Annotated in this window: 17 protein-coding genes; 11 read left to right on the top strand and 6 right to left on the bottom strand. The window is 64.8% G+C overall.

Annotated elements, in window-relative coordinates; all coding sequences use genetic code 11:
• The first annotated feature begins 278 nt into the window (after window positions 1-278).
• A complete protein-coding gene (locus AC1DF3_RS35195) occupies window positions 279-1,385 on the top strand; it encodes a cyanophycinase (protein WP_478142539.1) in 1,107 nt (368 codons plus the stop codon).
• A gap of 658 nt (window positions 1,386-2,043) precedes the next feature.
• On the opposite strand, the gene AC1DF3_RS35190 is transcribed toward AC1DF3_RS35195, so the two are convergent.
• Window positions 2,044-2,694, bottom strand: a complete 651-nt coding sequence (locus tag AC1DF3_RS35190; RefSeq protein ID WP_478142540.1) for a DUF6351 family protein — start codon at window positions 2,692-2,694, stop codon at window positions 2,044-2,046.
• Window positions 2,695-3,034: 340 nt separating this feature from the next.
• On the bottom strand, window positions 3,035-3,412 hold the full coding sequence (locus AC1DF3_RS35185) for a hypothetical protein (RefSeq protein WP_478142538.1): 378 nt from the start codon (window positions 3,410-3,412) through the stop codon (window positions 3,035-3,037).
• Between the two features lie 26 nt (window positions 3,413-3,438).
• Between AC1DF3_RS35185 and AC1DF3_RS35180 the strand changes: the two genes are divergently transcribed.
• The 5 genes from AC1DF3_RS35180 (at window position 3,439) to AC1DF3_RS35160 (ending at window position 8,571) form a co-directional block, all read left to right on the top strand.
• Window positions 3,439-3,915 carry a sensor histidine kinase gene (locus AC1DF3_RS35180; RefSeq protein WP_478142537.1) on the top strand — a complete coding sequence of 159 codons (477 nt, stop codon included), beginning with the start codon at window positions 3,439-3,441 and terminating at the stop codon, window positions 3,913-3,915.
• Window positions 3,916-3,957: 42 nt separating this feature from the next.
• On the top strand, window positions 3,958-4,416 hold the full coding sequence (locus AC1DF3_RS35175; RefSeq protein WP_286535806.1) for a hypothetical protein: 459 nt from the start codon (window positions 3,958-3,960) through the stop codon (window positions 4,414-4,416).
• 652 nt (window positions 4,417-5,068) lie between these two features.
• The gene (locus tag AC1DF3_RS35170; protein WP_478142536.1) at window positions 5,069-6,316 is read left to right on the top strand and encodes a thiamine pyrophosphate-dependent enzyme; all 1,248 of its coding nucleotides are present in this window, start codon (window positions 5,069-5,071) and stop codon (window positions 6,314-6,316) included.
• A complete protein-coding gene (locus AC1DF3_RS35165; protein ID WP_478142535.1) occupies window positions 6,313-7,326 on the top strand; it encodes an alpha-ketoacid dehydrogenase subunit beta in 1,014 nt (337 codons plus the stop codon). The genes AC1DF3_RS35170 and AC1DF3_RS35165 overlap by 4 nt, the downstream gene beginning before the upstream one ends.
• Window positions 7,327-8,571, top strand: coding sequence for a dihydrolipoamide acetyltransferase family protein (locus AC1DF3_RS35160; protein WP_478142534.1), 1,245 nt, complete (start codon window positions 7,327-7,329; stop codon window positions 8,569-8,571).
• A gap of 62 nt (window positions 8,572-8,633) precedes the next feature.
• Here AC1DF3_RS35160 and AC1DF3_RS35155 read toward each other — a convergent pair whose 3' ends face one another.
• Window positions 8,634-9,320 carry a hypothetical protein gene (locus tag AC1DF3_RS35155; protein WP_478142533.1) on the bottom strand — a complete coding sequence of 229 codons (687 nt, stop codon included), beginning with the start codon at window positions 9,318-9,320 and terminating at the stop codon, window positions 8,634-8,636.
• A gap of 380 nt (window positions 9,321-9,700) precedes the next feature.
• Here AC1DF3_RS35155 and AC1DF3_RS35150 point away from each other — a divergent pair, with 380 nt between their 5' ends.
• Entirely contained in the window at window positions 9,701-9,967 is a 267-nt protein-coding gene (locus AC1DF3_RS35150) for a hypothetical protein (RefSeq protein WP_478142532.1), read from the top strand.
• Window positions 9,968-11,685: 1,718 nt separating this feature from the next.
• Here AC1DF3_RS35150 and AC1DF3_RS35145 read toward each other — a convergent pair.
• Entirely contained in the window at window positions 11,686-12,015 is a 330-nt protein-coding gene (locus AC1DF3_RS35145; protein WP_286535815.1) for a hypothetical protein, read from the bottom strand.
• Between the two features lie 324 nt (window positions 12,016-12,339).
• On the opposite strand from AC1DF3_RS35145, the gene AC1DF3_RS35140 reads away from it, so the two are divergent.
• The 3 genes from AC1DF3_RS35140 to AC1DF3_RS35130 all read left to right on the top strand — a co-directional run bounded on the left by AC1DF3_RS35140 (window position 12,340) and on the right by AC1DF3_RS35130 (window position 15,558).
• Window positions 12,340-13,263 (top strand): DUF6502 family protein, encoded by a 924-nt coding sequence (locus AC1DF3_RS35140; RefSeq protein WP_478142531.1) that lies wholly within the window; start codon window positions 12,340-12,342, stop codon window positions 13,261-13,263.
• Window positions 13,264-13,415: 152 nt separating this feature from the next.
• Complete coding sequence (locus tag AC1DF3_RS35135; RefSeq protein ID WP_478142530.1) at window positions 13,416-14,654, top strand: DUF5666 domain-containing protein; 1,239 nt, start codon at window positions 13,416-13,418, stop codon at window positions 14,652-14,654.
• Window positions 14,655-15,039: 385 nt separating this feature from the next.
• Window positions 15,040-15,558, top strand: a complete 519-nt coding sequence (locus tag AC1DF3_RS35130) for a glycine zipper domain-containing protein (RefSeq protein WP_478142529.1) — start codon at window positions 15,040-15,042, stop codon at window positions 15,556-15,558.
• A 73-nt stretch (window positions 15,559-15,631) separates the two neighbouring features.
• Here AC1DF3_RS35130 and AC1DF3_RS35125 read toward each other — a convergent pair whose 3' ends face one another.
• Window positions 15,632-15,874 (bottom strand): hypothetical protein, encoded by a 243-nt coding sequence (locus tag AC1DF3_RS35125; protein WP_286535818.1) that lies wholly within the window; start codon window positions 15,872-15,874, stop codon window positions 15,632-15,634.
• Between the two features lie 670 nt (window positions 15,875-16,544).
• Between AC1DF3_RS35125 and AC1DF3_RS35120 the strand changes: the two genes are divergently transcribed.
• Window positions 16,545-16,790, top strand: coding sequence for a hypothetical protein (locus AC1DF3_RS35120; protein ID WP_478142528.1), 246 nt, complete (start codon window positions 16,545-16,547; stop codon window positions 16,788-16,790).
• A 68-nt stretch (window positions 16,791-16,858) separates the two neighbouring features.
• On the opposite strand, the gene AC1DF3_RS35115 is transcribed toward AC1DF3_RS35120, so the two are convergent.
• A partial coding sequence (locus AC1DF3_RS35115) for a response regulator (protein ID WP_478142527.1) occupies window positions 16,859-17,563 on the bottom strand: 705 nt, incomplete at its 5' end.

Below are 17,563 nucleotides of genomic sequence, written 5' to 3'. Positions count from 1 at the left end.
TGAGGACACGGTTATGCAGGGGGAAGTGCATGCTTATCCTTCGAAGTACCAGCAGATGCCGAAGCCAGCGGTTTAGCATCGGAAGGCACGCGGTACGCATGGTGCTTTCCCCCTACAGATCGGGGTCTGCATGGGGCATGCGAATCAGGACTAGCTCGAAAGCCTGAGTCGAAGACTCAACCGCCCGCCGGAAACCAATATTTGCATCAGAGCCCTGTTTGGTGCACCACCGATCAGTATTGGGTTGCCGAGCGCACGAGGGTGCGGTAGGGTGCGCGATGAAAAATCAATCCCGACACGCTTGGCTTGGCTGGCCTGGACATCTGTTGCTCATGGTTGCCGCAGTGTTTGTTCTTGTCTCCGCTGCGCACGCTGCGGGCAATGACAAGAAGAGCGGCAACCCACCCACGCTCAGCACCAGCGACTTCGACTACTACCTGACGGGCAATGTGGCCGATCAGAAGCCCCGCCCGCCCGACAGTCAAATGACGGTGTTGATGGGTGGCGGGCTTGACGTCGATCAGGCCTTCGTCGACATGATTCGCAAGGCCGGGGGTCACGGGAGTGACAAGATCGATGTGGTCGTCATTCGTGCTTCTGGGGAAGATGGCTACAACGACTACCTTTTCGCAATGGACGGTGTCGATTCGGTTGAGACCGTTGTGATCAAGAAGCACAGCGGTGCCGACAATCCCAAAGTGATCAGCATCATCGAACGAGCGGACGTGCTGTTCATTGCCGGAGGTGACCAGTGGACCTACATCAACCAGTGGAACGACACTGCCGTCGAGCGCACGATCAAATCCGTGCTCCTTGCGAAGAATGTGCCGATCGGGGGAACCAGCGCAGGCCTGGCGGTCCTGGGCGCCGTTGATTTCTCCGCACAACACGACACGATCACCTCGCCCGATGCACTCAACAACCCGTACGACCTGAGGCTGATGCTTGACAACACTTTCCTCGAAACGGTTCCCAAACTCCAGAACACCATTGCCGACGCCCATCTGGTAAGTCGTGACCGCATGGGCCGGCTCGTGACATTCCTGGCAAGGATGGTGAAAGACGGGATCTCATGGCGCGATGCGCGAGCCATTGGTGTGGATGAGGGCACCGCTGTCGTCATCGATGGTGCCATAGCCAACGTGCGCTCAAATGCCGGCGGAACGGGCGCGGCATATTTCCTGAAGTTTCCCCAAGACCCCGGTACTTCCCTCGTTGTCGAACCCAGGACACCACTCGAAGTTTCGTCGATCCATGTGGACAAGCTCACGAACGCGCCAAGGGACCGGTTTCAGATGGACCCTTGGGTGATGACAGGCGGCACCAGTTACTCACTGTATGTCCAGCGTGGCGTGCTGTACGGGCCAGGCAGCAATCCATACTGAGGCCCCCTCGTCGGGCAACTTACATTGGTCCGTGATGCGATAGCTGCCGTCGGGATCGGCGCAACCCAGACGGCTCACGGCTGGGACTGCATGTTCGCCAAACTCGCCGATAGCTGCACTCCGTCAAGAGCGTGGCCACGCCAAGGGTCAGCGACCAAGCGCGGCTGCGAACTTGTCGAAGAGCAGGCTGTTGCGCCGGCTATGCAAGCGCGCTGGACTACCTGTACGCGCTCGTGATCAGTGACCGGCTCTCGCGCAACGGAACCTCACTCACAACGAAGGAGAAGGACGGCTTGCCGGGAAAGGCGAGAACCATCGCTGCCCTGCGCCGCTTCGAGGGACTTGCGTCGGCCGACCTCAAATTCAATCGCGATAAAGCCAACGAGCGGTAACTCTGGCCTCTTCAGATTGGCCCTGATGTGCCGTTTCACCATCAGCCAAGGCGCGCATCCCACCGCATGTGGAGCTTGCCCAAAGGACTACGCCAAGCAGCAACGGCGCTCTTAGGTCTCATCGGCCGGAAGCACCGCGAAGATCCAATGCCAAGCCTCCCGGGCGGCGACGGGAGTGGCAAGCATCGAGTATCTCCACGTGCCCGATCCGAGCGATGCATCACGGTTCGGGAACGGTCCCCGAGTGATTCGTTCCGGTGAGCCGACTACGGACGTCCTTGGTCTGGCCTGCTGTAGTCGCATACGCCTTGCGGAAAAGTCTGCCTGAGCTTGTCGACAGACGCGGGATCGGGGGCCCACGGTTCATAGGTGCCGTCGGTCAACGCCGCGTCCACGCTTTTCAACGCGCATTTGAAGATCCCGCCTTCCAGCGGCGCGCCGGCGACGATGCGCGAGGTGCTGAACAGCGGGAACGCCAGCGTGCAGATGCCCTTAGGCTTGTCGTCGAGGATCCCGTTCCAGACGTCTGGCCCTGAAGCGATCAGATTACCGTCCACGTCGAAGCAACTGTCCACCGCGGCGGCCGGTCGGTTCCTGGCAATGCCCAGGAACGGATGGGCGCGAATGTTGGCCATCCACTGCGCCATGACGTCGACCGCGACGTAGCTTTTGTCCACCGGCAGTGCTCCAGGCTTCGTATCGGCGAACCAGATTACAAGGTGGTCGCTCGTCCCCATCCGCTTCAGCACGCGCTGGCGTATCGCGAAGGCCTGGTGGGCGTTGTGCATGTTGACCTCGCGCTCGAGGTATGGTCGGCTGTCGATGGTCGGCACGGGCATGAGGCCGCTGAACACAAGGCCGGAGGTGTAGGCCGCACGCATGGCATCGAGGTTGCCCTCGGTACGCGGCGCCGGTATCCGACTTCAGTCCGTACTGGACGCCGACGTTGTCCCACGTATGGCGCGCGTAGCCGTCGACACCGACGCCATAGCGAATCCGCGACGATGAGACCGTGCGCGAGACGATCCTCGAGCTTGTTCTCCCCGTCGACAGGAGCCGGATAAACACCGGCAGCAGCGTTTCGTCGCGAACGTCCCCGGTTCTCGCGTCAGTGCTTGTGCATTGCTTGCAGCTTCCACCGGCGTAGAAGAGGGTTTCATAGACGACGCCAACCCGGACGAATCGCCACTTCCACCGCCGCAGGATGCGACGTACAGCGCCACAAGCAACGGCCACGCAAAACGTCGCCGGCTCGATTCAACCCGCGAGCTGTTCATGCGCTTCTCCACGCCGCATCATGCTGAGCGCCGAGCTGATCGGCCGCTCGCCGGAGGTGCAGGTTTCGCCAAGGCTGTCACGGGCCGCCGACACCATCCGTCGGACCGTCCACGCGCAGGCGCAGATCATCGATGACCTGCTGGACCTTTCGCGGCTGCAGACCGGAAAACTGACGCCGAGCCGTTCGCCGGTGAAGTGGCGGCCCATCATCGAGCGGATCACAGATGCGCTGCGCAAGGATGCGCAGACGAAGCAAATCGCCCTCGCCGTCGAAGCCGAGGACCCGTCCATCTTCGCGGACGTGGTGCGGGTCGAGCAGATCTTCCGGAACCTCGTGAGCAACACGCTGAAGTTCACGCCACCCGGCGGCACGGTCCCTGTGCGTGACCCGCGATGGCCCTTGGGCGCTGCTGGAGGTGCAGGACAACGGACGCGGGATCGAACCGAGCTTTCTCGGGCAGGTGTTCGACATGTTTCGTCAGGGAGATCACAAGCCCACCACCCGGCGCGAGGGCGGCATGAGGATCGGTCTGGCTCTGGTCAAACGTCTGGCGGAACTCCATGGCGGCAGCGTCGAAGCGGATTCGGAAGGCCCCGGCAAGGGCGCCGTGTTCAAGGTACGCCTGCCGTTGCTGGAGGGCACCTTCGACAGCAAGGAGCCTGGCTTCCAACTGGTTTCGCGCCGGGCCTTGGCAGGACAACGCTGGCGCGGAACCGAAGCGTGGGCGAAGACGCTGGAGGGGCTGCGACGCGTCGATGCGTCAAGCGCGCCCCGGCCCTGCGCGCCCTCCCGAAGGGTTAAGACACCAAGGGTTTTCGCTGACAAGATGAGGGTCAAACCCTGTTCCCGAGGGCGGTAAGAATTACGTAAGATTCGCGCCCACGCCCCAACCAAGCCACCCATGCTCGACGTCGACTTGCCAGCGCCCGCTGCGGCCGTTCGCGACCTTCTCGCCAGCCGCGGGATCGTTCCGGCGCTGGCCCTGCTCAACGACAGGACGCCTTATCGGTTCACGGCGATCTACAAATTGAACGGCGATGTGATGCACGCGGCGCATGCCTTCGACCGCGATTCCGAATACCGCACCTGGCTGAAGGTGGTGCCTCTGTGCAAGAGCTTCTGCCAGCACGCGCTCGAGCATGGCGAATTCGTGACCAGCCATGCCTCTGAGGATCGGCGCCTGACGAACCGACCCTATGCCGGCATGGTCGAGTCGTACTACGGCCGGCTGTTGACGCGAGAGTGCGGCATGCCCTATGGCACCTTCATCCATTTCGACTTGGAGCCGCGCAGCATTCCCACAGGGGAAATCGACTTCCTGCGCGAGGTGATCCCCCAGTTCATTGACTATCTGGAATGAACATTTCAGAGAAATCGCCGCTATTGAAGAGCCGCTTCCGGGCGACGTCCGCCAAGCCAACGAGCGACTGGTTTAGGGCGGAACGCGCCATCTATGCGTTCAATCCATCGTGCCAGCATAGCCAACGACCGTACGGCGACAAGGCCTGTGAACGCCTTTCGTCGTAGCCATGGATGTCGGCCTTCAAGGTGAACAAACATCCCATCCTAGAAGCGGCGGTTCCAGCTGACGCTGCAAGATAGCTCGCAAGCGGCGGTGCGCTGGAGAACGTACCGGCATCGGCGGACAGCGACGAACAGAGGACGCAGCGTCGACAACATGGTGAAGTCGCACACCCGCTCGAAGGCGCGGAGCCCATCGTGGCCAGCCTGGTCCACCCGCGTTCGGAACCGTTGTCCGATGGCGCCGAAGCCTTCGCGCGGACCCTCAAGAGCGTGTTGCTTCAATCCCGTTTGCAGCTTGCCCTGAACCCGCAGCGCGTTTCAACGACTGATCTGCGGCGCGAACAGACTGAGGCGAGCGGCACCAGCTCGCCGAGTCCCGACGGCCCTGCGAGTCAAGCGAACATATGGGTAGTTGACCGACTGCGTCGGAGCTTGAAATTCGCTAGGCTTGGCTGGCGAGCGATCCCATCGAGCGCGGAGACCACGCCATGAGCCAGGGCGCACCTCTTCATCTGCATGTGCCAGAGCCCACTGGGCGGCCGGGGCATGAGACGGATTTTTCGTACCTCCACCTGTCGCGCGCCGGCGAGGTGCGAAAGCCGCCTATCGACGCATCGCCAAACGACACCATCGATCTGGCCTACACACTGGTGCGCGTGCTCGACGACGAGGGCCGCGCCATCGGTCCGTGGGCGCCGGAGTCCGACCCCGAACTGCTGCGCCGCGGCCTGCGCGCGATGATGAAGACGCGCGCATTCGACGCCCGCATGCTGATCGCGCAGCGGCAGAAGAAGATCTCGTTCTACATGCAGTGCCTCGGCGAGGAGGCCATCGCCACCGGCCACGCGCTGGCGCTGCAGCAGGGCGACATGTGCTTTCCCACCTACCGCCAGCAGGGCCTGCTGCTGGCGCGCGACGACGTGTCGATGGTGGACATGATCTGCGAGTTGATGTCCAACGAGCGCGACCCGCTCAAGGGGCGGCAGCTGCCGGTGTGCTATTCGATGAAGCGGGCCGGCTTCTTCTCGATCTCGGGCAACCTGGCCACGCAGTTCATCCAGGCGGTGGGCTGGGGAATGGCCTCGGCGATCAAGGGCGACACGCGCATCGCGTCGGGATGGRTCGGCGACGGCGCCACGGCCGAGTCCGACTTCCACACGGCGCTGACCTTCGCCCACGTGTACCGCGCGCCGGTGATCCTCAATGTGGTCAACAACCAGTGGGCGATCTCGACCTTCCAGGCCATCGCCGGCGGCGAGGCCACCACCTTCGCGGCTCGCGGCGTGGGGTGCGGCATCGCCTCGCTGCGCGTCGACGGCAATGACTTCCTCGCCGTGCTGGCCGCGTCGCGCTGGGCCGCGCAGCGCGCCCGCGGCAATCTCGGGCCAACGCTGATCGAATGGGTGACCTATCGCGCCGGCGCGCATTCGACCTCGGACGATCCCTCGCGCTACCGGCCGGCCGACGACTGGTCGCGCTTTCCGCTCGGCGATCCGATCCCGCGGCTGTCGCAGCATCTCATCGGCATCGGCGCCTGGTCGCAGCAGGAGCACGAGGAGACGCAGGCGAAACTGGAGACCCAGGTCAACGCCGCGCTGAAGGAGGCCGAGCGCTACGGCTCGCTGGCCGATGGGCATCTTGCCGGCGCCGCGACAATGTTCGAGGACGTCTACAAGGACATGCCGGTGCACCTGAAGCGGCAGCGCGAACAGATGCAGTCCGGAGCCGCGTCATGAGCGCCATGACCATGATCCAGGCCTTGCGCTCCGCCATGGACGTGATGCTCGAGCGCGACGACAACGTCGTCATCTACGGCCAGGACGTCGGCTATTTCGGCGGCGTGTTCCGCTGCACCGAAGGCCTGCAGGCCAAGTACGGCCGTTCGCGCGTTTTCGACGCGCCGATCTCCGAAGGCGGCATCGTCGGCTCGGCCGTCGGCATGGGCGCCTACGGCTTGCGCCCGGTGGTCGAGGTGCAGTTCGCCGACTACTTCTATCCGGCCTACGACCAGATCGTTTCCGAAGCGGCGCGGCTGCGCTTCCGCTCGGCCGGCGACTTCAGCGCGCCGATCACCATCCGCATGCCCTGCGGCGGCGGCATCTACGGCGGCCAGACGCACAGCCAGAGTCCGGAGTCGCTGTTCACCCACGTCTGCGGCGTGCGCACGGTGATGCCATCGAACCCGCGCGATGCCAAGGGCCTGCTGATCGCCTCGATCGAGAACGACGACCCGGTGATCTTCCTGGAGCCCAAGCGCCTCTACAACGGCCCGTTCGACGGCCATCACGACCGCCCGCTGGCGTCCTGGTCGGGCCATCCGCTGGGCGAGGTGCCCGAGGGGCACTACGTCGTGCCTCTGGAATCGGCCACCGTGTTCCGCCCCGGCACCGACCTGACGGTGATCACCTACGGCACGATGGTCTTCGTCTCGGAAGCGGCGGCGCGCGAGACCGGGATCGACGCCGAGATCATCGACCTGCGCAGCCTCTGGCCGCTGGACCTGCAGACCCTGGTCGATTCGGTGAGGAAGACCGGCCGCTGCGTGATCGTGCACGAGGCCACGCGAACCAGCGGGTTCGGCGCCGAACTGACGGCGCTGGTGCAGGAGCACTGCTTCCATCACCTCGAGGCGCCCATAGAGCGCGTGACCGGCTGGGACACGCCCTATCCGCATGCGCAGGAGTGGGCCTACTTCCCGGGGCCGGCGCGCGTGGGCGCCGCATTCCGGCGGGTCATGGAGAACTGAATGGGCACCCATGCGATCAAGGTGCCGGACCTCGGTGAAGGCATCGCCGAGGTGGAGTTGGTGGCGTGGCGCGTGCAGCCCGGCGACACGGTGGCCGAAGACCAGGTGCTGGCCGACGTGATGACCGACAAGGCCACGGTCGAGATTCCCTCTCCGGTCGCGGGCAAGGTGCTCGCGCTCGGCGGCGACGTGGGGCAGCAGATCGCCGTGGGTTCGGAGCTGATCCGCATCGATGTGAGGCCCGATGGCGAGGCGGAGGCGGCCGCGCCCGCAAAAGCGCCGGCGCCGGCGCCTGTAGCGGCAGGGGCAGCGGTACCGGCATCGGCAACGGCAACGGCAAGCGCACCGGTCGAGCGCGCGCGCCCATCGGGCGGCAAACCGCTCGCCTCGCCCGCGGTGCGCCATCGGGCCGCGGCCCTTGGCATCGATCTACGGCAGGTGCCGGGCAGCGGCGCGGACGGCCGCGTCCTGCACGAGGACCTTGACGCCTGGCTGGTCCGGCGGGCCGGTCCGCAGGCGTCGGGTGCGGCGCGCTACGCAGAACGCAATGACGAGGAGGCCGTGCCCGTGACCGGCGTGCGCCGGCGCATCGCGCAGCGCATGCAGGACGCGATGCGCCGCATCCCGCACTTCACCTACGTCGAGGAGATCGACGTGACCGAACTGGAGCTGCTGCGCGCGCGGCTCAACGAACGCTGGGACAGCGAGCGGGCGCACCTGACGCTGCTTCCGCTGCTGGTGCGTGCGGTCGTGCTGGCGGTACCGCGTTTCCCGCAGGTCAATGCCCGCTTCGACGACGAGGCGGGCGTGCTCACGCGTCACGGCGCGGTGCACGTCGGCATCGCGACCCAGACCGTGGCCGGCCTCATGGTGCCGGTGCTGCGCCACGCGGAGGCACGCGACCTTTGGTCCAGCGCGACCGAGATCGCCCGTCTGGCCGATGCCGCGCGCGCCGGCCGGGCCACGCGCGACGAACTGAGCGGCTCGACCATCACCGTCACCAGCCTCGGCCCGCTGGGCGGTATCGCCTCCACGCCGATCATCAACGCGCCCGAGGTGGCGATCGTCGGCGTCAACCGCATCGTGCAGCGCCCGGTGATGCAGGGCGGCGCGGTGGTCGCGCGCCGCATGATGAACCTGTCCTCCTCCTTCGATCACCGCGTGGTCGACGGCCAGCTTGCGGCCGAATTCGTGCAGGCCGTGCGGGCTTCGCTCGAATGCCCGGCCCTGCTCTTCGTCGTGTAGCCCTATGTGGCGAGCGCGGGGTTGGGCTCGGCGAGCGCCTGGCGGCCCCGCAGGCGCGTCGATCAGGGTTTGAGTGTTGGTCGGTACTCGGCCGCGCGCTCGTCCAGCCCCACAAGCCAGAAACGCGCGTCCGTGGCGTCACCGTGATACGAGGCGGGGAGCCATGCCCCAAGTCTGCCGTATTCGGCTTGCAACTCGTCCAGTGGAGGACACGTCGCGTCGCCGGCTCGCTTGTCGAGCGCTTGTTCCAACACCAGCCGCCACGAGGCGGGCAACTCAATGGTGGGCAGATAGGTCGCGGCTATCCTCGCGGCCGTGCGCGGCAGGTGTTCGGCATCGGCACGAAGCACGCGCAGCACTGCGAACTCGTGCAGGGTTGGCGGTCTAGGTGCATTCATATCGCTGCTCAGCTTGTAAACGTGCAAGTCCTGTCGCCCGCTGACATCGGGCGACTCCAGGCAGCTAGCTAGCTGAACGACCTTCGACGAGTTACCAGTCGGAGCCAAGTTCCTGACGAAGACATCCGAAGGCGGGTACAGGACACCCGGAGCCGCGGAACAAAAGACGGTGCCGCCCGACGTCGAGGCGATCCCGCAGGACAAGGCCGGCCCGGTAAAGCGCGCCGCGGCGAAGCCCGACGACGTCGCCCTGATCGCGATGCCCAGTGGAAGTGGCCCGGGTCCGGCTCTTCGACGAACACGGAGATGTGCCGCAGGTGGATCATGGCCAGTATCGTAGACCTGTCGCATTGGTCCGATTCCAGACCGGTGTGGTTATTGTTTTCGAATGGCGAAGCTGCTGGGAAGAGTCATCGTGGTGCTGACGTGCCTCACCGGACCAGCGTGGGCGGCGCTGATCGCTGGCCTTGGTTCATCCGCTAGGTCCGATCAGCTTTTGGCCTTCATTTGAGCCAGCTCCGCGAACCAGCGAATGCGCGAGTCGGTCAAAACTGTCATGAGGTTCCTCATCTCTCTGATGGTGCCTCGATCTCGCACGATTTAAACCTTGCCCGATGGGACGGTCACCGGCGCCGGTACGGGAGCCACGACTCAGCGTTTGACCTCGCGGATTCCCCTATGCTGGCGACCGTTCCTCCTACAGGTCTCGACCTTGAGGAGCCGCCATGCCAATGGAACTACTTCAGGCGCTCGCGGATGATGAGTTGCCAGTTGAACTTTTCTTGACACGCGAGGTTCAGGACAAACTTCGCATCCTCCATGATGCCGGCCACATCATCTGTAGCTTCCCGGCCGCGGAATTGGCTCATTTGGAGCCTGTTCGCGTCCACATGGTGACGCCGCTGGGCCGCAAGGCGCTCAGGTACTTCGGACCTGAACAGGTGCGAAGCAAAGAAGACGACGGTTGGTCGGAACTACTGGAGCGGTCGGGCGCGTAAGCCCCGCCCACAGCATCCAGCGGGCTGTGTGGTGGTTGTATCGTAGCCCTGCGGCACGAGCAAGACACCCGGCGCGGCGTTCCAGCGTTCCAGCGTTCCAGCGTTCCGTCGATATGCTGCCCGTCGACGGCGATCTCGACCTGCTTATGCCGCGTCGTGGATTTCATTGGCGCGCTGTTGCTTTTGGCGCGAGTGCCCACAACGATCACTATCGTCCTGGCCCGCCGCCGCCAGGGCCGCCACCACCCCCGCCGGGACCACCCCCACCGCCAGGGCCACCGCCGCCTCCGCCSGGTCCACCCCCACCGCCAGGGCCGCCACCRCCYCCGCCGGGRCCRCCCCCACCGCCAGGGCCRCCRCCGCCTCCGCCGGGWCCACCCCCACCGCCAGGGCCGCCACCACCCCCGCCGGGACCACCCCCACCGCCAGGGCCGCCACCGCCYCCGCCGGGGCCACCTCCGCCGCCAGGGCCACCACCACCGCCGCCGGGTCCGCCACCACCGGCACCGGTACCACCCGCCCCACCGCTACCACCAGCGCCGGGCCCACTACCCGCGGATCCGCCGCCTGCGGACCCCGCAGCGCCCGCGCCGCTGCCACTGGGAGCAGCTGCGCTTCCGGCACCTGCCGCGCCTGCGCCGGAGCCCCCCGCCCCCGACCCGGCGCCCCCACCAGGATCGGCGCCCGAAACGACCGCCGCGACGCTGCTACCGCCCTTGAACGCGGTTGCCGCGCTGACCGCCCCGACACCGGAAGCTGCGCTGCCAATCGAAGCCTGCTGGCCGACTTGCCCTCCTGGGGTGTTCCCCACGCATATCCTTTCTCCGAACGGGTTGTAGCGATCGCATGCGGGGTTGCTTGGCGCTGCGGTGCGAATGCCGGCCTTGCCCGGTTCCGCCCTGGCGCGAGCCGTCTGCAACGTTTCCCCATCCCGTGGCTTCACGGGCGTGGTGGGGGAGACAAGGACGGGCGGACGCACAGGCTGGGGTTGAATTCGCTCAGTGATCACCGGGAGCGAAAAGGCTTCCTGCTTTTCCGGCGTGCGTGGCATGGCCCGATCCCGGTGACGCAGGACCGTTCGCCGCTCATGGGCTGGGGCATTCGACACACCCACTTCCGGAGCATCCAGTTCCGGGGCCCGCACTGCCAGGACGGGCCGTGGCTCGGCGCTCTCTTGCGGCATTGCCACCTGCGTGGGCACCTCAGCTCCCTGTTGTTCCGCAAGCGACGACTCGGCCACGGGCGGGGCGTCGTGCTCCGCAGCCGTTGCTGCAACCGGCGGCGGGATCGGGGGCGCAACCTTCGCGACCAGGAATGAGGGGGCGAGTATCGGCGGCGACTTTGCCAGCGTCTTCTCCCAAGCAGTCCCGAGTCGCGGATGCCAATAGACGAATGCCGCTGCGGTCAGAAGAAGAAACAGCAGGAGCAACGCCAGTGAGGTGTCGAAGCCCGGTGGCCGCCGAGATCGAACGGAGCGCCTTGGGTCGGGGTCGACAGCGGGCGCCGGCCGCAATTCACGCAGCGCATTTTCTGGCGGCGCGAACCCGTTGCGTGTGTCCGGCATCGTCGCAACGAAAGCAGCCGCATCGAACCGGACGCCCGAAAACTTGCCCGCACACCCGCGGCAGAACTTGGCCCGGTCCCGATTGGGTGTGTGGCAGGCGTCGCAGTATTTGGTCATGCTTGTTCCCCCGCTTCCGTCGAGGAACGCTCGCGCCCTATCCCACGGGAATCCACGAGGTGAGGATGACGAGCGAATTGATCACGACGAAGAAGGCCACGAGATCCAGAGCGGATGCTCGGCGCGGCACGGCGAGCTCGTCCCAATGCGACGCCGCCACGGTGCCCAGTTCCTTGGCGACATAAAAGCCCGCGAGCTTGTGCGAGCAGCATTTGCAATAGCGTGCCGACCCGAGGTTGATCGTGTTGCAGGCATCGCATACCTCTGCCGAACTGGCGCCCACCCGCAGCCGGACCAGATCGATCAAGCTTCCGAAGGCGGTGAACTGCGCAGGCGGCGTCTCGGCCAACGATTCGACGGCATTCATTGAATTTCTCCTTGGTGCACGCGGGTAGCCAGTCGGCTGGACGATCCCTTCGGATGGGAAGGTTTCACATTTCCTATCGTTGTCCTACAGCCGTCGCGCCGGATTTGTAAGACAGTCGCTCACAAAGATGTCCCATTGGTAACGATCGGTTAATGTCTCTCTTGAAACGCGGAGAATCGGATTGCAAGAAAGACTGCAAGACCTCATCGAATTCGGAACGCGACATCCCGATGAAGGTCGCCCACAACATGCCAGCTCCGGTTCCCGGACAGGTCCTTTCGCGGAGACACGCTCGCCGAGGCCGTAGCGTCGCGAAGCATTTCTATGGCGCACAAACGCACTGGATCGAAGACTGGGAAGCCTCAGGCGGCGGCGCCATCCGCCAGCGATGCCCTGGCTCAATCCACGGAAGGTCAGGTGCGCTGGGTGCTGGCTGCCTGCGCACGCGTCTTTCGGCCCATGATCCGCCTCGCTGTCGCCTACGGCATCAAGCACCGCGATCTGGAAGTTCTGTTGCGCGACCTCTTGCTCGACGAAGCGCGTCGCGTGTGGGTCAAGAAAGGCACCGAGCCGAACATCAGTCAGCTGTCGGTCACCACGGGATTGAACCGCAAGGCAGTCACGGCCAAGGTGCGGGAGCCTGAAGAAAGTCTGCCGCGCTCTGAGATGTCGGCCGAAGCGAAGACCCTCACGCAGTGGCTGCAGGCGTACGCCTATGACCCCGCACTGCGCTCCTTGCCGATCGCGGCCGAGGATGGGCAGCTCTCCTTCGAAGCGCTGGCTCGGAACGCGAGCCGTGGTGACCTGCACCATCGAGCCATCCTGGACGACTTGATTCGCCTTGGCATGGTGATTGAATTCGATGGTCGCGCTGAACTCGCCACGGGAGCCTTCGTTCCCGCGAACGACCTGAAGCAGATGCTCGCCTTCCTGGGCGATAGCGCACGCGACCACTTGCTGGCCAGCGTGTCGAACACCCTGGGCACGAAGGCGCCCCTGCTCGAGCGATCGGTGTTCGCCGGTGGCATCTCGCTGGCCGACTGCGAGCGAATTCACCAGTTCGTGCGCGAACGGTGGGCGGGACTGCACCATGACCTGACCCAGGAAATGACGCGCGCCTACAACGCCGCCGACGAACGCGCGACAGGCCGCATACGTGTCGGGATCTACACCTACTATGAAGACGCTGGGGCGGACGACACTACGATGTCCGTTCCAACTTTAGAAGCACCAGGGAAAGCAGGATGACCAGCCGTCTACTCCGCGCCGGGATCGTGGCGCTGTCCACAGCCTTGCTGCTCTCCTGCGGGGGTGGCGGGGGTGGCGGGAGTGGCGGTGCCAGTGCGCTGGTTGCTAGCCCCGGGAGCAACCCACCGCTCCCGAATACCGATGGCAGCGCGATGGACGCGACCAACGGCTCCTCCGCCGATGCTGGCGCTGCCGCACCGGGCGTTTCCAGCCCCGCAGGCGGCGGTCTGGGTGGCATCGCAGTGGATGCCGCGAGCAGCACGACCACGACCACGACGGCGTCGAGTGGCGACGATGCGTCGGGCGTCGGCTCGGGGGGGACTGGCGTGAGTACGGCTGACGCCACCGGCGTCGGGGCAGTCGACGGGGCGGGCAGCATCATCGTCAACGGCCTTCGCTATGACACGGCCCGGGCTGTAGGCAATATCCTCGACGCCCCAGCCGGGCTGCAGTTGGGCATGACCGTGAAGGTCACCGGCCCGGTCAACACGGACTTCACGAACGGCATCGCGCGTCACGTGGACTCGGCAGCAGATCTCAAGGGCCCGCTGCTGTCGGTCAATCTGCCGCAGGGCAGTTTCGTGATACTCGGCACTACCGTCAGCACGGACTCGGGTACTGTGTGGGCCGACGCTTCCGGCCTCGCGGCCATTCCAGCCGGAAAGACGCTGCAGGTCTGGGGTCTGCCAGGGCCGAGCGGGGTTCTGCGCGCCACGCGCGTCGAACAGCGCGACCCAGGGGAATTCATTCTCACGGGCACCGTTGAGGGTCTCGACACGACTGCCCACGCCTTCACGCTGGGAGGGCTGGTTGTCGAGTACGGGGTTGCCGTGCAATCGGGCAGTCTCGACGGCCAGCCGCTCGCCAACGGGACTGTCGTTCGCGTGCGGGCTGACACATTGCTTCAAGGCCGGCTGGCCGCGAAGTCGGTTCAGTGGTGGTACCCAGTCCCGCGAGTCGAGGGCAGCACCGCTCAAATTGCGGGCCTCGTGACGAACTTCACAGGTCCCGCTTCCTTGCGCGTGTTGGGCCTGCAAGTCGACGCTTCAGCCGCACAAATCACCGGCGGTCCGCAAGCGGCGCTCGGCAATGGCGTGAAGGTTGAGGTCGGCGGACGCATCGCCAACGGTATTCTGAAGGCGACGAAGCTGAAGATCCGGAATGTGCCCGGGACCGGCGGGCCAGCTTCGTTCGACCTGACCGGGACCGTCGGCGCCTTCCGTTCGTCCGCCGATTTCCGTGTCAGGGGACAGCCCGTGAATGCCAGCAGCCCGAACGTGCACTTCAGCAACGGCACAGCGGCCAATCTCGGCAACGGCGTCAAGGTCCATGTCCATGGCACGGAAGTCCTGAACGGCGTGCTGACTGCCGACAGCATCGAGTTCCAATAGTTGAGAGCGACGGTCGAAGGTCCTGGTGTGGGCCGATTGTTGCCCGCCACCTGGTCATTCTCACGCGCTCATGCTGTTGGGCGCTTGCGTGCGAGCGGCTCGGCTTCGTGCTCGATCCCCCACCGGGCGCTTCGCCGGAGGGCGCGACAGCCGACTTGGCCGCTGCGTCGGGAACGTTGAAGCGGCACTCGACGAACTCCAAATAGCCTTCGGAATGGCTGACCTACCTACCGGGACATGCTTCAGTCCTCCCTGGCCTCGTCTGTAGGTCCAGACGGGCATCCACCAGCGGTCCGCGCCCGCAGTCGCATAGGCGCGATCCGAATGGTGCGGCCGCTCTAGAGGTGCATCGTCTCCTCTCCAATCACTCAACAGGAGACCTGCGATGGCTGATCTGAATGACCCCCGCGTGCCGGGCGACAAGGATGGAACCGGTACCGCCACTGGTGTGGGTGCGGTGCTGGGCGGCGTTGCTGGTGGCGTAGCTGGCGGCGCTGCCGCCGGTGCGGCCGTTGGCGGAATGACCGGCCCGGTCGGCGCGGTAGTGGGCGCTGCGGTTGGTGCCGTGGCCGGCGCTCTGGCAGGCCGTGCCATCAAAGCCGACCCGGTCGCCGAAGACGCCTACTGGCGTGAGAACTATGCCGGGCGAGACTATGTGGCCGCCGGTACAAGCTACGACGACTACTCGCCCGCCTATCGCTACGGCGTCGATGCCTATTCGCGTTTTCCGGATCGGAAGTTCGACGATGTCGAAGCGGATCTCGGTCGAGACTGGGGGACCGCTCGGGGACGGTCGTCGTTGGAATGGGATCGAGCCAAGCATGCGACACGTGATGCCTGGCAGCGTCTCAGCGACAACGTCGAAAGAGCCATTCCTGGCGATTCGGATCGTGACGGTCGCTAGCGCTCGATGATCGACAAGGCGGCCACGGTCGTCTTGTCCTATTCCGCTGGGCAGGGCTGCGAGATAGCTCGGGTCAAGTCCACAAGGCCAACAGGTTGAAGGTCTTGGGGCCGGTCACCCGTACTGGATTGACGCATGCCGGCAACCCGACAGCTCGGGCGGCCGCCTCGGGTTCAGGCTTGCCGTTTTTCGATCCAATGGGTGGCCGGACCATGAAGTCGATTGCCAACTTCCAAGGCCCGAAGCAGCCTTTGGCGGTTGATGTCGTTGTCGGGGATCCACAGGTGATCGCATCCGCCCTCAGGCTGGCACCCATGTGACACTTCTTCGGATCGGCGAAGCCTGATCTCGGTGAGTGCTCGCAACACAGTCTTCACGGCAAAACTCCTCTAGGAACGCGCAGCGTCGCGGACCTCGAACGCCCTTCGCCAAATTCTTGCGACAAACGGCAACAACCTTTGATTCGCCGCCTCGAGCTTTGCGCGCGCTTTCCTCGTTCGTGTGAGCGTTCGCCGAGAGGCCTGCGGTCCATCCGCCAAGCGTGACTTCTTCCAGGAGTCTCCTAGGGAACGCCGTCTTTCGATTGCCAGTCCTGGAACCGTGGGTTCCGAGATCGGCAGCTTCGGCGAGATCATGGTTTTCGTGAAAAAGTAAAGAAACCAAAGTACTACATCTGTCTACAATAGTTACATGGACGAAACACGATACGACGCAGAGTGGCTGGCGCAAGAGTCGGAGTACGCAGCGCGGGCGTCGTCACCACGGCGAATCTCCCGGCGCGGGAAGGAGCCCGCAAAGGGTCTCGGCCTGGGAGCTTGGCGTAGCTGCGCGCTTGTCGTTGGCCTCGCCGTGGCCTTGGCCTGGACCATGAAAGTGGCCATGGGCAGTTAGACCTCAGCACCGAGAAAATAGGCCGTGCCTTGCAGCGCATGAAGGGCCTGAAGGCGTAGGCGCACCCATGCCTAGGGCGTTCGAGGAGGCTAACGATGAGAAAACACCAAAATGCCAACGATGGCGTCGAGATTGCCTCGGCAGGTGGTTACCGCGTCTATAGGGTCGCGAAGGCCGACGGCAGGGYGGTTTTTGAACTCGTCGGACTCGACGGCGAGAAGCTGCCGTTTGTGTTCGGAGACATGCACGAGGCGATGGCCGCGATGACAGCACTCCTCGCGCGACCCATTGCCGACGACGTCGGGGGCGCAGCAGCGCTCCCTACGCTACCSGACGCCTAAATTGCGGCAACTCTTGCCAGGGCAGCCTCCGTGTTGAGACACTTTCGTGGGGCCGWATGGCCCTCGCGCTAACCGCGGTCCMGGCAAAACTCGAAGAACTCGTCGAGTTCCGTAGATTTGTCGAAGAACTCGTCCGCACCTGCGTCGAGAGAAGCCTTGCGCATCGCCTCGGTCGGATAGTTGGTGAGCACGGCGACTCTTTGATGGCGGTCGCGGCCTTGGCACCAACRGACGACACCGAGSCCCGATCCTTGTGCCAAGAAGAGATCGACAACAGCGAGATCCCACTGCCCCTTGTGATGCGCAAGCCAGGCGATGGCTTCGCCTTCAGTCTCGGCAACGGCCATCACGCTTGCGGACCCTAAATCGGCCAGCGCGGGAATCARRTGATCCCGAATCTGTTTGTTGTCCTCAACGAGGAATACCGATAGCCCTGCCATCTCGCAACGGTAGTTGGAATCCTTGCAATGTGAGCGAGCGCTCAGGATGTGTGAGGGTAGGATCGAATCGCCAATGACCGAATCCCAGCGCACCCCAGAGCAACGAAAGGCCCAACTCAAATGGGGGGTGATCGTATTTTTGGTGCAGATTGATACGGTGCGCGCCGGAGCATCTCCGAGCGCCTGAGGTGTGGGCGATTCGTCCAGCACCTGTAGTTGGCGTAAATTGACGCTCCTCCCGGACAGGCTTGGACTGCGCCATGACCTTCGCACATCGCTACGTCGGAGCGGACAGCCTGCCTGCCAGGCTGTCCGAGTTTGACGTCGAGCAGT

Source organism: Variovorax sp. 10N432 (assembly GCF_056394465.1).
The sequence above is the reverse complement of the archived record's forward strand: the minus strand, read 5'-3'. Positions and strand labels throughout refer to the sequence as shown.

What these genes read in the sequence shown, in the direction of transcription:
- AC1DF3_RS35195 (WP_478142539.1), top strand. Translation starts at nt 279, where the DNA reads ATGAAAAATCAATCCCGACACGCTTGGCTTGGCTGGCCTGGACATCTG.
- AC1DF3_RS35175 (WP_286535806.1), top strand. Translation starts at nt 3,958, where the DNA reads ATGCTCGACGTCGACTTGCCAGCGCCCGCTGCGGCCGTTCGCGACCTT.
- AC1DF3_RS35165 (WP_478142535.1), top strand. Translation starts at nt 6,313, where the DNA reads ATGAGCGCCATGACCATGATCCAGGCCTTGCGCTCCGCCATGGACGTG.
- AC1DF3_RS35160 (WP_478142534.1), top strand. Translation starts at nt 7,327, where the DNA reads ATGGGCACCCATGCGATCAAGGTGCCGGACCTCGGTGAAGGCATCGCC.
- AC1DF3_RS35155 (WP_478142533.1), bottom strand. Translation starts at nt 9,320, where the DNA reads ATGCGACAGGTCTACGATACTGGCCATGATCCACCTGCGGCACATCTC.
- AC1DF3_RS35150 (WP_478142532.1), top strand. Translation starts at nt 9,701, where the DNA reads ATGGAACTACTTCAGGCGCTCGCGGATGATGAGTTGCCAGTTGAACTT.
- AC1DF3_RS35145 (WP_286535815.1), bottom strand. Translation starts at nt 12,015, where the DNA reads ATGAATGCCGTCGAATCGTTGGCCGAGACGCCGCCTGCGCAGTTCACC.
- AC1DF3_RS35140 (WP_478142531.1), top strand. Translation starts at nt 12,340, where the DNA reads ATGGCGCACAAACGCACTGGATCGAAGACTGGGAAGCCTCAGGCGGCG.
- AC1DF3_RS35135 (WP_478142530.1), top strand. Translation starts at nt 13,416, where the DNA reads ATGGACGCGACCAACGGCTCCTCCGCCGATGCTGGCGCTGCCGCACCG.
- AC1DF3_RS35130 (WP_478142529.1), top strand. Translation starts at nt 15,040, where the DNA reads ATGGCTGATCTGAATGACCCCCGCGTGCCGGGCGACAAGGATGGAACC.
- AC1DF3_RS35125 (WP_286535818.1), bottom strand. Translation starts at nt 15,874, where the DNA reads ATGGGTGCCAGCCTGAGGGCGGATGCGATCACCTGTGGATCCCCGACA.